This is a genomic window from Microbacterium sp. NPDC057944, from assembly GCF_042887445.1.
GTDB lineage: Bacteria > Actinomycetota > Actinomycetes > Actinomycetales > Microbacteriaceae > Microbacterium > Microbacterium natoriense.
On the sequence record NZ_JBHVPJ010000001.1, the window covers coordinates 1,091,324 to 1,105,308 of the forward strand.

Below are 13,985 nucleotides of genomic sequence, written 5' to 3' on the forward strand. Positions count from 1 at the left end.
TATCGATCAGGACTTGACGTGATCCGCCGACACCTGCGACTATGTGTGCACGTTCACAGAAATCTGATTCCTTTTCTCTTCGGTCAAATCTGTGCACGTGCACATATCTCTCGCAAAGGAGCGTCACCGAATGGCCGCCGCCGTGTCCACCCGCATCTCCTCGCTCACCGAGGGGCGCGGACTCGTCTTCGGGTGCGACTACAACCCGGAGCAGTGGGACCGCAGCGTCTGGCCCGAGGACGTGCGTCTGATGCAGGAGGCGGGGATCGGCCTCGTCGCGATCAACATCTTCGGCTGGTCGTCGATCAACCCCGCGAAGGGGGTGTGGGACTTCGCCGCGCTCGATGAGATCATCGGACTCCTGCACGAGGGCGGTATCCGCATCAACCTCGGCACCGGCACGGCATCCCCGGCGCCCTGGCTCACCGCCCGGCATCCCGAGATCCTGCCGGTCGGCGAGGACGGCACTGTCTTCCACCCCGGCGGACGCCAGGCGTACTGCCCCAGCTCCCCGGTGTTCCGCGCGTACGCCGCCGAACTCGTGACCCGCGTCGCAGATCGCTACGGAGACCACCCCGCCGTCGCGCTCTGGCACGTCTCGAACGAGCTCGGATGCCACAACGCCCTCTGCTACTGCGACGCCAGCGCCGAGGCGTTCCGCGGGTGGCTCCGTGCACGCTACGCCGACATCGACGCCCTCAACCGGGCATGGGGCACGACGTTCTGGAGCCAGCGCTACGGCGCCTTCGACGAGGTGCGGCCCCCCGCGCAGGCGCTGTCGCTGCGCAACCCCGGCCAGGTCCTCGACTTCCAGCGGTTCAGCTCCGACGAGCAGCTCGCGCTCTACCGCGCCGAAGCCGAGATCCTGCGTGCCCGGAGCGACCGACCGGTCACGACGAACTTCATGGTCACCGCCCACATCCGCAATCTCGACTACTGGACGTGGGCGTCCGACATGGATCTGATCGCCAACGACCACTACCTCGATCGCCGTCTCGACGACGCCCGCGGCGAGCTGTCCTTCGCCGCCGATCTCACGCGCGGACTCGCGGGCGGCGCGCCCTGGCTCCTCATGGAGACCTCGACGGGCGCCGTGAACTGGCAGCCCTACAACCTCGCGAAGGCCCCGGGAGAGCTGCGACGCAACGTCGTCGCCCACATCGCCCGAGGAGCCGACGGCATCTGCTTCTTCCAGTGGCGGGCGTCGACGCAGGGCGCCGAGAAGTATCACTCGGCGCTCCTCCCGCACGCGGGTGAAGACTCCGCGCAGTGGCGGGAGTCCGTCGAGCTCGGCGGCATCCTCGACCGGCTCGGGGAACTCGCCGGCACCGAGGTCGTCGCGGACGCCGCACTGCTGTTCTCCTGGGAGAGCTGGTGGGCGGCGGAGGGCGAGGGGCGCCCCAGCGAGGGGCTCGAGTATCTGCAGCAGGTGCACGCTGCGCACGCCGCGCTGGCCGATGCGGGGATCACCGCAGACGTCGTGCGCCCCGGCGGCGCTCTCGACCGCTACCGCCTCCTCGTCGTCCCGGCGCTGCACCTGATCAGCGATGCGGATGCCGCGTCCATCGCCCGCGCCGTCGAGAACGGCGCCACGGCCGTGATCACGTTCTTCAGCGGCATCGTCGACGAGGAGGACAGGGTGCGCACGGGCGGTTACCCAGGGGCGTTCCGCGACCTCCTCGGCATCCGCTCCGAGGAGTTCGCGCCGCTGCTCCCCGGACAGACCGTCGCCCTCACCGACGGCACGACGGCATCGACGTGGAGCGAGCGCCTCACGGCGACGGATGCCGAGATCGTCGCGTCCTACGTCGACGGTCCGGCCGCCGGAGGCCCCGCGATCACGCGCCGTCGGCACGGCGGCGGCGAGGCGTGGTACCTCGCGAGCCAGCCGAGCCGCGACGACTATCGACGACTGATCGCCGACATCGCGGCATCGGCCGACGTCGCGCCGCAGCCCGGAGCCGGGCGTGACGTCGAGATCGTCCGCCGCGCGGGGGAGTCCGGCAGCTACCTGTTCATCATCAACCACGGCGTCGGCGACATCGAGGTCACGGCCACAGGCCGTGACCTCGTCACCGGCGCTCCCACCACCGGAACCGTCCCCGCCGGGGCGGTCCGCATCATCAAGGAGGACGCATGACGACGACGCTCGCGTCACCGGTCGGCGCGCAGATGCGCCGACGCCGGATACCGCACAAGCGCGCGATCGCGATGCTGCTGGTGCCCTTCGGCATCCTGTTCACGCTGTTCTACATCGTGCCGATCGTGTACGCGTTCTGGCAGTCGCTGCTGGTCGTGAAGCGCGACGGCACCTTCGGCAAGGCCGAGCAGGTGTTCGGCGGTCTCGCCCAGTACGCGCTGGTCTTCCAGGACGAGGCGTTCTGGGCGTCCATGGGGCGCATGCTGATGTTCGGCGTCGTGCAGGTGCCGGTCATGCTGGGCCTGGCGCTGCTGTTCGCGCTCCTGCTCGACTCCCCGCTGGTCAAGGGGCGCCGGTTCTTCCGCCTCGCCTTCTTCGTGCCGTACGCGGTCCCCGGCGTGATCGCCGCGATCGTGTGGGGATCGCTGTTCTCGCCGAACCTCTCGCCCTTCACTGCCCTGACGAAGAACATCGACTTCCTCGGCGCCGACCTCGTGCTGTGGTCGATCGCCAACATCGTCACCTGGGTGTTCGTCGGCTACAACATGCTGATCATCTACTCGGCGCTGCTGGCGATCCCCCAGGAGCTGTACGAAGCGGCCAGGCTCGACGGTGCCGGCCAGTGGCGCGTCGCCTGGTCGATCAAGATCCCGCTCGTGCGGCCGGCGATCGTGATGACCGCGATCTTCTCGATCATCGGCACGCTGCAACTGCTCGCCGAACCCCAGGTGTTCCGCTCGTTCAGCTCGGCGGTGACCAGCACGTTCACCCCGAACATGACCGTGTACGCCACGGCATCCATCCCCAACACCAACCTCGCCGCGGCCTTCTCGGTCGTGCTCGCGGTGACGACCTTCGTGCTCTCCTTCGGGTTCATGAAGTACATGCAGCGCAAGGAGGACAACGCATGAGCACCGCATCGATCGTCGCTCCGGGCGGAGTGAAGGCCTCATCCGGGAAGTCGCCGATCAGGGAGTCGGGGATCTCGCGCGCCGGGGCCATGCTGATCATGGTCGTCTTCACGCTCTACTTCCTGATGCCGCTGTGGTGGCTGCTGGTCGCGTCGAGCAAGGACACCGGCGACATCCTCACCACGGCTCCGCTGTGGTTCGCGGACTTCCGGCTGTTCGACAACATCGGGGCCGTGTTCGCGTACAACGACGGCATCTACCTGAAGTGGCTGTGGAACTCGATCCTGTACGCGGCTCTGGGCGGCGCCATCGCGACGCTGCTCGCGGCCATGGCGGGGTACGCGCTCGCCAAGTACCGGTTCCCCGGCCGTGACACGCTGTTCAACATCGTGCTCGGCGGAGTGCTCGTGCCCGCCACCGCGCTCGCGCTGCCGCTGTTCCTGCTGTTCAGCCAGGTGCAGCTGACGAACACGTTCTGGGCGGTCTTCCTGCCCTCGATCGTGAGCCCGTTCGGGGTGTACCTCGCCAGGATCTTCGCGGCGCAGTCGGTGCCCGACGAGCTGCTCGAGGCCAGCCGGCTGGACGGCGCGGGCGAGATCCGCACGTTCTTCACCGTCAGCATCCGCCTGATGACCCCCGCGCTGGTGACGATGTTCCTGTTCCAGTTCGTCGGCATCTGGAACAACTTCTTCCTGCCGATGATCATGCTGCGCAGCGAAGAGCTCTTCCCCGTCACCTACGGCCTCTACAACTGGAACACCCAGCTGAGCCAGATCCCCGAGCTGCGCAGCCTCGTGCTCGTCGGAGCGCTGCTCTCGGTCATCCCGCTCATCGTCGCATTCCTCCTGCTCCAGCGCTTCTGGCGCAACGGCCTCGGGGCCGGCGCGCTCAAGTGAGCAGGATGCCGGGCGGACCCGCCGACCGGCATCGCACCACCACCCTCGCATTCACGAAAGGACAAGAAATGCAGCATTCGAAGAAGAAGGCGGCCGCCGTCGTCACGATCGCGGCGTTCGCGCTCACCGGCTGCTCCGCAGGCGGCGGAGACGGAACCTCGAGCGGCGACGGCGCCGCGTCGTGCACGCCCGCAGGCGGAGACGTGACCCTGGAGTTCACGACCTGGGTCCCCGGGATGGAAGACGTCGTCGCCATCTGGAACAAGGAGAACCCTGACATCCAGGTGAAGGTGCAGACCGGCCCCAACGGCAACGGCGGCACGTACCAGAACTTCTTCAACCAGATCAAGGCGGGAGACGCACCCGACCTCGGCCAGATCGAGTACGACGCCCTGCCGAACTTCCTGGTGCAGGACGGCGTCGAGGATCTCAGCGCGTGCAAGGACGTCGTGGCGGCGGAGGGCGACTTCGTCGACTGGGCGTGGGGACAGGTGACGCTCGGCACCGACGGCATCTACGGCGTGCCGCAGGACACCGGCCCCATGGCGCTGTTCTACCGCGCCGACCTGTTCGAGCAGAACGGCATCGCGATCCCGACCACGTGGGACGAGTACCGCACCGCAGCCGAGCAGATCCGTGCTCTGGGCGGGTACATCACCAACTTCTCGCAGTCCGACATCAACCAGTTCGCGGGCTTCGCCTGGCAGGCGGGCGCCCAGTGGTTCTCGAGCGACGACGCGGGCTGGGACGTCACGCTGACCGATGACGCCACCACCACGGTCGCCGACTTCTGGCAGGGCATGATCGACGACGACCTGGTCGCCACGGTTCCGGCTTGGACCGACGAGTGGAACAACGCGTACAACTCGGGTCAGGTGTGGACGTGGAACTCCGCCGTCTGGGGCGCCAACTCCATCTCCAGCGGAGCCCCCGACACCGCGGGCGACTGGGCCGTCGCCCCGCTCCCGCAGTGGAAGGCCGGCGACACGGCCGCCGGCAACTGGGGCGGATCGTCCACCGCAGTGCTCAAGGGCAGCGACCACCTCTACGAGGCGACGAAGTTCGCGCTGTGGCTGAACACCTCGGACGAGGCGATCACCGCGCTCGCCGAGGCGGCCAACCTGTACCCCGCCACCACGGCGGGCCTGAAGCTGCCCGTCTACGCCGACGGCGTGGAGTTCTACGGCGGCCAGAAGATCTACGACATCTTCGCGGATGCCGCCGTGCAGGTCTCGCCCGACTTCGCGTGGGGTCCGACCATGACGCAGACCTACGCCGACGTCTCCGACGGGTTCAAGGCCGCCGTGTCCGGTGATGGCACGCTGGGCGATGCGCTGAAGAAGGGGCAGGAGAAGACCATCGACGCCCTGAAGGCGGCGTCGATCCCCGTCACGGAGTAGCCATGTCCTGAGGCCCGCCCGCGCGCTCGCGGGCGGGCCTCTTGCGTGCCCGCCGCGTGAACTTTCGCGCGCCTCCCGCGTGTCCTTTCGCGTGAGGGGTCGCAGAGTGCGGGGTCGAGCCCTCGGCATCCGGCAGTTGCTGACCTCTCACGTCGTGCGTGGGGCGTGGAGTGTGGAGTGTGGAGTGTGGAGTGTGGAGTGTGGAGTGTGGAGCGTGGAGCGTGGAGCGTGGAGCGTGGAGCGTGGAGCGTGGAGCGTGCTAGACTATCTCTTTGTCTGCGCACACTCCTGTGCGCAGTTCGTGTGCTTCCCCCTTCTGCGGCCGAGGAATCGGCGGGTGGAGGGTTGCGCGCAGACAAGGGATCTTGGGTGAGGCCGTCCGGTCTCACGGTATAGAAGGAGTCACATCATGGCAGCAGTGTGCCAGGTGACTGGAGCTGTTCCCGGCTTCGGTCACAACGTCTCGCACTCGCACCGCCGGACGAAGCGCCGCTTCGACCCGAACGTGCAGAAGAAGACCTATTTCGTTCCGTCGCTCGGTCGTAAGATCACGCTCAACGTGTCCGCCAAGGGCATCAAGGTGATCGACGTCCGCGGCATCGAGAACGTGGTCAAGGACCTCCAGGCGAAGGGTGTGAAGCTCTAATGGCCAAGAAGGCTCAGGACGTACGTCCGATCATCAAGCTGCGTTCGACCGCTGGCACGGGTTACACCTATGTCACCAAGAAGAACCGCCGCAACACCCCCGACCGCCTCGTGCTCAAGAAGTACGACCCGGTCATCCGTCAGCACGTCGAATTCCGAGAGGAGCGTTGATCAATGGCTAAGAAGAGCAAGATCGCTCGCAACGAGCAGCGCAAGGTCATCGTCGAGCGTTACGCAGAGCGTCGCGCAGAGCTGAAGAAGACCCTGGTCGACCCGAACGCCACCGACGAGGCCCGCGAGGCCGCACGCGTCGGCCTGCAGAAGCTGCCGCGCAACGCGTCGCCGGCTCGCGTGCGTTCGCGCGACGTCATCGACGGCCGCCCCCGCGGTGTCCTCACGAAGTTCGGCATCTCGCGTGTCCGCTTCCGTGACATGGCACACCGTGGCGAGCTGCCCGGCGTGACCAAGTCCAGCTGGTAAGTCTCAGCAGACAGCCGAAAGGGGCGGGGATCTTCGGATCCCCGCCCCTTTCGCGTCCCCCCGGCGCCTGCGCCCGGCATCCTGCCCCTGGCCGAACCCTCGCATCCTGGGGAGGAGTTCTCACGCTCGGGCTGAGGAATCCGGCATAATCCTCAGCCCGAACGTGAGATCTCCTCCCGTCGTGCGAATCGCAGCCTTCCTCCACAGAGCCGGAAGTCCCGCATCTGTCCCCAGATCGTGGGTTCGGCGCCCCGCGCGGCCAGGACGGATGCCGTAGATGGGCATGATCGACGAATGGATCCGGTCGCCGCACTCATGAAGCGCGACGGCGTCGCGCGTGTCGAGACTCTCCGCCGCGACGGCGTCGCAGCATATGCCCTGCGTCGCGCTCGTGAGCGCGGCGAGATCGTCTCGGTACGACGCGGCTGGGTGGCCATGACGGATGCCGATCCGCTGCTCGTCGCGGCCGCTCGTCGTGGCGTGGTGCTCAGCTGCGTGACGCTCGCCGCGCGCAAGGGGCTGTGGGTCCTCGACTCCTCCGAGCCGCACGTGGCGGCGCCGCCCACTGCGGGCCACGTGAAGACGATGCGTGGGGTGATCCACTGGAATGTTCCGCTCGTTCCCCGCGACGGCGACACCTGCGAGGACTCGATGGAGAACGCGCTGGTCCTCATCTCCCGCTGTCAACCCTATGAGAGCGCCCTCGCCACGTGGGAGTCGGCTCTGCGCGCGCGAGTGGTCGATCCCGGCATCCTGGAGCGCTCACCGCTCCCGCCGTCAGCGAGGCGCCTGCTCGCCGACGCCCGGCCGTTCGCGGATGCCGGCACCGAGACGATCTTCCGTACGCGACTGCGGTGGCTGAACATCCCGATCACACCGCAGGTGTGGATACTCGGGCATCGAGTCGATTTCCTCCTCGGCGACCGACTCGTCATCCAGATCGACGGAGGTCATCACGTCGGAGCGCAACGCGCCAGCGACATCGCCCACGACGCCCTGCTGAAGCTCCACGGATACCACGTCATCCGCATCGGATACGACCAGCTCATGAACCACTGGGCCGAGGTGCAGCGGATGATTCTCGCCGCGATCGGTCAGCGCCTGCACCTCGCGGCCTGAGCGGGCTCCCGTGCGGCGATGCCCCGCGGTGCTCCCTCGCCAGACCGAACGCACTCACGGGAGGAGATCTCACGCTCGGGCTGAGGAATCCGGCAGAATCCTCAGCCCGAACGTGAGATCTCCTCCCGTCGGGCGATCCACGCAGCGCCCCGGCAACCTGCCCTGCCCTGCCCTGCCCGGCAACTTGTCCTGCCCTTGCCCTGCCCTGCCCGGCCCGGCAACCTTGCTCTTGCCCTGCCCTGCCCGGCCCGGCAACCTTGCCCTTGCCCTTGCCCTTGCCCTTGCCCTTGCCCTTGCCCTTGCCCTTGCCATGCCCGGCAACTTGCCCTGCCCTGCCCTGCCCCGTCACGCGGCGTGCGACACGGCCCAGTCGAGGGCGTCGTCGGCGATCTCCTCCCAGCCGTCCTGGCTGACGAGTCGGTGCGTGCGCCCCGCGTACTCCCGGTACTCGACGACGGCGGGGTTGCCCGATGAGCGGTACTTCTTGACGAGTGCGCGCCCGATGGCCGGCGGCACGACGTGGTCGATCTCGCCGGTGATGACCAGCAGCGGGGCGCGGTCGGCGCGGGCGTAGTCGACGTGGGTGACGCCGCCCCTCTCGTTGAAGACCGAGCCGACTCCCTCGAAGAACACGCGGTTGTACGAGTTCACGGCGAACTCCTCCCACAGGGCGTCGGATGCCGTCCGCGAGAGGTCGTTGCCGAAGGTGAAGTGGAAGTGCCGTTTCGACAGCGGCTTGGCGCCGTTGATGCCGAAGGGGTTGGAGAGGATCGGGGTTCCCGTCCACAGTGTGGAGAGGGGGAGCGCGACGACGCCTGCCGTCTGTCCAGGGGCGACGCCGACGTAGGCGGCCCCGACGCCGCGGTCGGCGAGCATCTGGGTGATGACCCCGCCGAAGGAGTGGCCCATGATGATCGGCTTCACTGGGAGCGCGCGGATGATGCGCTCGTAGTGGTCGACGATCTTCTTCAGACCGATGCCCTTCAGCGCGGAGGGATCGCGTCGGATGTCGGCGACCGTGCGATCGTCGATGCCGGGCCACCCGGGGACGATCACCTCGTGTCCCCGTGCGCGGAACCGCTCCGCCCAGGTGTCCCAGCTCTTCGGCGTCATCCACAGGCCGTGGATCAGGACGATCGGCGTCTTCTCGGTGGTGCTCATGTCTTCTTCTCCTGGTTCGGATCCCTCGCCTGTTGCGGGGGCTATGCTGATAGTAGACCGAACGTTCTATCTACTGCAATCTATTCCCGATGTCGAGAAGTCGCCCGACGGATGCGACGATGAGGGAGGACCATCATGAACACCACTCCGAAGCGCCCGAGCCCCGCCCGCACCCGACTCATCGATGCGGCGACCCATCTCTTCTACGAGGAGGGCATCCATGCGGTCGGCGTCGACCGCATCATCGACGAGGCCCAGGTCACCAGAGCCACGCTCTACAAACAGTTCGGCGGCAAGGAGAACCTCGTGCTCGCCTACCTGCGCAACGAGGACGAGCTGCTCAGGGCGATGTTCGCCGACGCGGGCGCCGCAGTGTCCGACCCAGACGAGCTGCTCGAGGCGGTGATCGCCGGCATCGCCGCCGACATCCGAGACCGCCACACCCGCGGATGCCCGTTCATCAACGCGGCCGCCGAGTACCCGGATGCCGACGGCGCGGTGCGCGCGCTCATCGCCGAGCATCGGGAGTGGTTCCGCTCGACGCTGCAGAGTGTGGCGGAGGGGGCGGCGCTGGAGCGCCCGGCGGATGCCGCGGCATCCCTCGTCCTGCTGCGCGATGCGGCCCTGGTCGGCGGCTACCTCGACGGCGATGAGCGCGTGAATCCGGCGTTCGAGCGCACGGCGCGGTCGGTCATCGCGGCTCACCGAGCCCGCTGAGCGTCGCGGCCATCACCGTTCGGGGTGCGGTTCCACCCCTCGAATCTGTGACTGAAGTGACAAATGTGACGCGACACGCCCTGAAAATGACCAAAACCCGCGAAATGACGCGGAAATGTCGGCTGTCGTTGATACATTCAAGGCGGTCACTCGACCAGGAGCATCCGCTCCGACTCACACAACGATGCGACGGGATCCTCGTCGCTGGAGGATGACATGGCTGACAAGTCCATCACCAAGACCGAGCTCGTCGCGAGCATCGCTTCCGCCACCGGCCAGAGCCAGGCCACCGTCTCGGGTGTCCTCGACGCGCTGTTCTCCTCGGTCTCCGACGCTGTTGCCAAGGGCAGCAAGGTCTCGATCCCGGGCTGGATCTCGTTCGAGCAGGTCGCGACCGCCGCTCGTACGGGCCGCAACCCGCAGACCGGCGCCGAGATCAAGATCCCGGCCGGCAAGCGCGTCAAGGTGACCGCTGGTTCCAAGCTCAAGGCAGCCGTCAAGTAAGACCGCTTCCTCACCGAAGGCCGCCGCCCCGCTCGGGGTGGCGGCCTTCGTGCGTCGGAGCCCCGCGCCGGTCGGGATGCCGCGCCGCGCGGCTTAGGCTGGAGGGGTGACTTCCCGCGCCGTGCAGCCCCCGACACTGTCGGCGTACCGTCTCGGCGGAGTCGGGCTGCTCCTCGCCGCGGGCGTCATCGCGGCGACCATCGCCCTCATGTACGGCGGGGGCGCTGAGCCTCTGCTCATCCGTGACCCGGGTCCGTTCGTGCGGTGGGCGCTCCCGCTGGTCAAGCTCGTCATGAACGTCGCCGCGGCGGCGATGCTCGGCTCCCTCGTCCTCGCGCTCTTCGCGCTGCGCAGCGGTGAGAAGTCCTTCGACACGGCCCTGAACATCTCCTCGATCGGCGCCGCCGTCTTCACGGTCACGGCGGGTATCACCGGCTTCCTCTCATTCATGAACGCCTTCGCACCGAAGCTCAGCGCAGATGCGCAGTTCGGGGCACAGCTCGGGAAGTTCCTCCTCGAGACCTCCCTCGGCCAGTCCTGGCTGATCACGACCATCGTCGGTTCCGTCATCACGGTGCTCGCCTTCGCGTGGCGATCGTGGACGGCCACTCTGATCACGGCTCTGCTGGCCGCGGCATCCTTCCTCCCGCTCGCGACTCAGGGGCACTCGGGCGATCTCGCCGGCCACAACATGGCGGTGAACTCGATCCTGCTGCACACCGTCGGCGCGGCGGTGTGGCTGGGCGGTCTGCTGCTGGTCATCCTGCTCCGCGGCCGGGGCGATGTTCCCGTCGCCGATCTGGTGCGGCGCTATTCGACCCTCGCGATTGCGGCGTTCGCGGTCGTCGCCGTCTCGGGCGTCACCCGGTCGATCGTCGCGCTCGGCGACTGGAGCGCGCTGTGGACGCCGTACGGCGGCATCCTGCTCGCCAAGGTCGTGCTGCTGTGCGCCATGGGCCTGCTCGGCGTCTGGTACCGGGTGCGGCTGATCCCCAAGCTCGAGGGTCCGCGCGCCGCCGGCTGGTTCTGGATGCTCGTGATGTGCGAGATCGCGCTGATGGGGCTCGCCTCAGGAGCGGCGGCCGCACTGGCGCGCACGCCCCCGCCGGTGGGTGACGAGGCGCCCTTCGTGCGTACGCCCGCGCAGAACCTGACCGGCTCCGAGCTTCCGCCCGAGTTCACCATCGACCGCTGGTTCACGCAGTGGGACATCGACATCCTGTGGCTGGTGGCCGCCGGGTTCGGGCTCTTCTTCTACCTCGCGGGCGTGCGTCGTCTGCGCCTGCGCGGCGACCGCTGGCCGATCCACCGGACGGTGTTCTGGGTGCTGGGTCTGCTGATGCTGGTCTGGGTCACCGGCGGCCCGATCAACGCGTATCAGGAGTACCTGTTCAGCGTGCACATGCTCGGACACATGATGCTGTCCATGGCGATCCCCCTGCTGCTCGTCGCCGGTGCTCCGGTCACGCTGGCCCTGCGCGCGATCCACAAGCGCGACGACGGCACCCGCGGCGGTCGGGAGTGGATCATGTGGGCCGTGCACTCGCCGTTCGCCCGCGTCGTGACCCACCCGTTCGTCGCGGCGGCGATCTTCATCCTGTCGCTGTGGGCGTTCTACTTCACCGATCTGGTGCGCTGGTCGATGTACGAGCACCTGGGCCACGAGTGGATGACGATCCACTTCCTGATCTCGGGCTACCTCTTCGTGATGAGCCTGATCGGCGCCGATCCGGTGCCGTACCGCCTGCCGTACCCCGGTCGCCTGATCACCCTGATCGCCGTCATGGCCATGCACGCGTTCTTCGGCATCGCCATGATGATGCAGGAAGGCCTGATCGTCGCCGACTGGTTCGGTTCGATGGGCCGCGCCTGGGGTCCAGACCCGATGCAGGATCAGTACATCGGCGGCGGCATCGCCTGGTCGATCGGCGAGATCCCCACGCTGATCCTCGCGATCACGGTCGCGATCCAGTGGAGCCGCAGCGACACCAAGCTGCAGAAGCGGCGCGATCGGCACGCGGACCGCACGGGGGATGCCGAACTCGAGGAGTACAACGCCAAGCTCGCCGCCCTCGCCGACCGCGACCGGCGTCAGGCCGAGCGCGAGGCCCGCTAGGCCCTGAGCCTTCCTCCCTGCGCCTGGGGGACCGAGCCCTGAGTCCTGAATCCTGTGCCCTGTGCCCTGTGCCCTGTGCCCTGTGCCCTGTGCCCTGTGCCCTGTGCCCTGTGCCCTGTGCCCTGTGCCCTGTGCCCTGAGCCCTGTGCCCTGTGGCCTGAGCCCTGTGCTCTCCGGCTTGCACCCTCACTCTCGTGCGCGTGCCGGCATCGCCTGTTCGGGAGGAGAACTCGCGTTCGGGAGGAGGATTGGGCTGAGATCCTCAGCCCGAACGGGATATCTCCTCCCGAACGGCTGGGCCGCGCTTGGGCATCCGGGCACGAGAACCCGAGCACGGGAACCCAAGTACGAGAACCCGAGCACGGGAAATCGAGTATGAGAACACGAGCCGGGCACCCGGGAACGGGCACCCTCACTCTCGTGCGCGTGCCGGCATCGCCTGTTCGGGAGGAGAACTCGCGTTCGGGAGGAGGTCTGGGCTGAGATCCTCAGCCCGAACGGGATATCTCCTCCCGAACGGCTGGGCCGCGCTTGGGCACCCGAGCACGAGAACCCGGGCACGAGAACTCCGGGCACGAGAACCCCGAGCACGTGAACCCCGAGCACGAGAAACCCGAGCACGAGAAACCCCAACACGGGCCCCGAGCAGGAGCACCGGCCGCGAATCGCGGGAGTGCCGAGCGGATGCGCGGACTCGGAGGTCACTCCTCCGAGGGCGGGATCACTCCTGCGGAACCTCGCCGGGGGAGCCGACGCGGATCGACGCCGACCCGTCGGGGAGGATCGTGATGGTCCCGTTGACCTGGAACGGGACGTCTTCGGAGACCTCCTCCACGCTCCCGTCGAACAGCGACTTGATGCCGACGTCGACGTGGGCGACGGCATCCGTCGGCGGGATCTGCCACTGACCTCCGTCGGGCACCACGGTGATCTTCGGCTGCGTCGCGATCGACCACACCGGCAGGGAGGAGAGGCGGTTGCGCACTTCGAGCCCGAACGGGCAGGCGGTCGGCTGCAGCACCTGCTGTGTGGTGCACTCGGTGAGGAACTCCTCGACGCGCTGCTGCACGACGCCGATGAACTCGTCGGTCGGCGTCGTCTGCACGGAGACGGGGGTCGTGGCCAGCGGGGAGTCGGCGAGCACGCCCACGCCCTTCGAGGTGGAGATGGCCGTGTCGACCGTGATCGAGTAGAGCCCCGGAGTGAAGACGAGCATCGGCAGCGGATCCAGGGGTTGGGCTTCCGCCCCCGCGGTGGAGATCTGCCGACGGTCGACCTCGAACCCGTTGACCGCGTACTGGTCGGCGCCGCTCAGCGTGAGGTCGACGACGGCCAGGGGACTCGTCGCGAACCGCCAGTTCGGGGTGACTCCGGCCCACCCGTCCTGCGTCACCAGGAAGGTCGTCTTGCCCTCGTGCCCACCAGCCCGGTACGACACCGTGACGGCGGTGCCGTCGTCATCCGCCGGCTTCTCCGACACGACCTCGACATCGGTGAGGGTGGCGAGGGCGGCGGGCCGGAGCATCGCCTCCGAGGGCGTGCCGGTGATGCCGGACTTCTCCAGCGTCGCGCGATCGAGGGCGACCCCGGGGACGTGCAGAGCATCGGCCGCCCGACCGCTGGAGAGGAGATCGAGATAGCGCACGACGAAAGCGGACGGACCGTAGTACGACGTGTAGAGCACGGATGCTCCCGCCCCGATGGCGGTGAGCAGCATCGCGCCGACCAGGGCCAGCAGCGCCAGGTCGACGCCGAGACGGGATCGCCGAGGCGTCGTCGTCTCCACCTGATCCATGCCGTCAGTCTAGAAGCGCGTCCTGAGACGACGCCGAGCGTGACGCCGTGAGGCGCACGCGGGCACGTAGCATGGTGAGCGCCAGCATCCGTTCTTCTGCC

Annotated in this window: 13 protein-coding genes; 11 read left to right on the plus strand and 2 right to left on the minus strand. The window is 67.9% G+C overall.

All coding sequences use genetic code 11. The features are described 5' to 3' along the window. Positions 1–130 precede the first annotated feature (130 nt). From ACFVRO_RS04935 to ACFVRO_RS04970, 8 genes are all read left to right on the plus strand, one after another. The gene (locus ACFVRO_RS04935) at positions 131–2,140 is read left to right on the plus strand and encodes a beta-galactosidase (protein ID WP_386949879.1); all 2,010 of its coding nucleotides are present in this window, start codon (positions 131–133) and stop codon (positions 2,138–2,140) included. Then, complete coding sequence (locus ACFVRO_RS04940) at positions 2,137–3,051, plus strand: carbohydrate ABC transporter permease (RefSeq protein ID WP_105677432.1); 915 nt, start codon at positions 2,137–2,139, stop codon at positions 3,049–3,051. The genes ACFVRO_RS04935 and ACFVRO_RS04940 overlap by 4 nt, the downstream gene beginning before the upstream one ends. After that, positions 3,048–3,947, plus strand: coding sequence for a carbohydrate ABC transporter permease (locus ACFVRO_RS04945; RefSeq protein ID WP_105677433.1), 900 nt, complete (start codon positions 3,048–3,050; stop codon positions 3,945–3,947). Before ACFVRO_RS04940 ends, ACFVRO_RS04945 begins: the two co-directional genes overlap by 4 nt. A 68-nt stretch (positions 3,948–4,015) precedes the next feature. Then, positions 4,016–5,347 carry an ABC transporter substrate-binding protein gene (locus tag ACFVRO_RS04950; RefSeq protein WP_386949881.1) on the plus strand — a complete coding sequence of 444 codons (1,332 nt, stop codon included), beginning with the start codon at positions 4,016–4,018 and terminating at the stop codon, positions 5,345–5,347. Positions 5,348–5,756: 409 nt separating this feature from the next. Next, complete coding sequence (gene rpmB, locus ACFVRO_RS04955; RefSeq protein ID WP_017203559.1) at positions 5,757–5,993, plus strand: 50S ribosomal protein L28; 237 nt, start codon at positions 5,757–5,759, stop codon at positions 5,991–5,993. Then, entirely contained in the window at positions 5,993–6,163 is a 171-nt protein-coding gene (gene rpmG / locus ACFVRO_RS04960; protein WP_017203558.1) for a 50S ribosomal protein L33, read from the plus strand. Before rpmB ends, rpmG begins: the two co-directional genes overlap by 1 nt. Before the next feature lie 3 nt (positions 6,164–6,166). Then, a complete protein-coding gene (gene rpsN, locus ACFVRO_RS04965; protein WP_017829734.1) occupies positions 6,167–6,472 on the plus strand; it encodes a 30S ribosomal protein S14 in 306 nt (101 codons plus the stop codon). 294 nt (positions 6,473–6,766) lie between these two features. Next, a complete protein-coding gene (locus ACFVRO_RS04970; protein WP_386949883.1) occupies positions 6,767–7,591 on the plus strand; it encodes a DUF559 domain-containing protein in 825 nt (274 codons plus the stop codon). A 345-nt stretch (positions 7,592–7,936) separates the two neighbouring features. On the opposite strand, the gene ACFVRO_RS04975 is transcribed toward ACFVRO_RS04970, so the two are convergent. Further along, positions 7,937–8,752 carry an alpha/beta hydrolase gene (locus ACFVRO_RS04975; RefSeq protein WP_386949886.1) on the minus strand — a complete coding sequence of 272 codons (816 nt, stop codon included), beginning with the start codon at positions 8,750–8,752 and terminating at the stop codon, positions 7,937–7,939. A 135-nt stretch (positions 8,753–8,887) separates the two neighbouring features. Here ACFVRO_RS04975 and ACFVRO_RS04980 point away from each other — a divergent pair, with 135 nt between their 5' ends. From ACFVRO_RS04980 to ACFVRO_RS04990, 3 genes are all read left to right on the plus strand, one after another. Next, positions 8,888–9,469 (plus strand): TetR/AcrR family transcriptional regulator, encoded by a 582-nt coding sequence (locus ACFVRO_RS04980; RefSeq protein ID WP_386949887.1) that lies wholly within the window; start codon positions 8,888–8,890, stop codon positions 9,467–9,469. 216 nt (positions 9,470–9,685) lie between these two features. Further along, a complete protein-coding gene (locus tag ACFVRO_RS04985) occupies positions 9,686–9,973 on the plus strand; it encodes an HU family DNA-binding protein (protein ID WP_050724056.1) in 288 nt (95 codons plus the stop codon). A 208-nt stretch (positions 9,974–10,181) separates the two neighbouring features. Then, positions 10,182–12,089 carry a cytochrome c oxidase assembly protein gene (locus tag ACFVRO_RS04990; protein ID WP_386951605.1) on the plus strand — a complete coding sequence of 636 codons (1,908 nt, stop codon included), beginning with the start codon at positions 10,182–10,184 and terminating at the stop codon, positions 12,087–12,089. A 721-nt stretch (positions 12,090–12,810) separates the two neighbouring features. On the opposite strand, the gene ACFVRO_RS04995 is transcribed toward ACFVRO_RS04990, so the two are convergent. Beyond that, a complete protein-coding gene (locus ACFVRO_RS04995) occupies positions 12,811–13,884 on the minus strand; it encodes a hypothetical protein (RefSeq protein WP_386949889.1) in 1,074 nt (357 codons plus the stop codon). Positions 13,885–13,985: the final 101 nt, after the last annotated feature.

Excerpts from the sequence above, each read along its gene's own strand:
- ACFVRO_RS04935 (WP_386949879.1), top strand. The coding sequence starts at position 131 with ATGGCCGCCGCCGTGTCCACCCGCATCTCCTCGCTCACCGAGGGGCGC.
- ACFVRO_RS04940 (WP_105677432.1), top strand. The coding sequence starts at position 2,137 with ATGACGACGACGCTCGCGTCACCGGTCGGCGCGCAGATGCGCCGACGC.
- ACFVRO_RS04945 (WP_105677433.1), top strand. The coding sequence starts at position 3,048 with ATGAGCACCGCATCGATCGTCGCTCCGGGCGGAGTGAAGGCCTCATCC.
- ACFVRO_RS04950 (WP_386949881.1), top strand. The coding sequence starts at position 4,016 with ATGCAGCATTCGAAGAAGAAGGCGGCCGCCGTCGTCACGATCGCGGCG.
- rpmB (WP_017203559.1), top strand. The coding sequence starts at position 5,757 with ATGGCAGCAGTGTGCCAGGTGACTGGAGCTGTTCCCGGCTTCGGTCAC.
- rpmG (WP_017203558.1), top strand. The coding sequence starts at position 5,993 with ATGGCCAAGAAGGCTCAGGACGTACGTCCGATCATCAAGCTGCGTTCG.
- rpsN (WP_017829734.1), top strand. The coding sequence starts at position 6,167 with ATGGCTAAGAAGAGCAAGATCGCTCGCAACGAGCAGCGCAAGGTCATC.
- ACFVRO_RS04970 (WP_386949883.1), top strand. The coding sequence starts at position 6,767 with ATGGATCCGGTCGCCGCACTCATGAAGCGCGACGGCGTCGCGCGTGTC.
- ACFVRO_RS04975 (WP_386949886.1), bottom strand. The coding sequence starts at position 8,752 with ATGAGCACCACCGAGAAGACGCCGATCGTCCTGATCCACGGCCTGTGG.
- ACFVRO_RS04980 (WP_386949887.1), top strand. The coding sequence starts at position 8,888 with ATGAACACCACTCCGAAGCGCCCGAGCCCCGCCCGCACCCGACTCATC.
- ACFVRO_RS04985 (WP_050724056.1), top strand. The coding sequence starts at position 9,686 with ATGGCTGACAAGTCCATCACCAAGACCGAGCTCGTCGCGAGCATCGCT.
- ACFVRO_RS04990 (WP_386951605.1), top strand. The coding sequence starts at position 10,182 with ATGTACGGCGGGGGCGCTGAGCCTCTGCTCATCCGTGACCCGGGTCCG.
- ACFVRO_RS04995 (WP_386949889.1), bottom strand. The coding sequence starts at position 13,884 with ATGGATCAGGTGGAGACGACGACGCCTCGGCGATCCCGTCTCGGCGTC.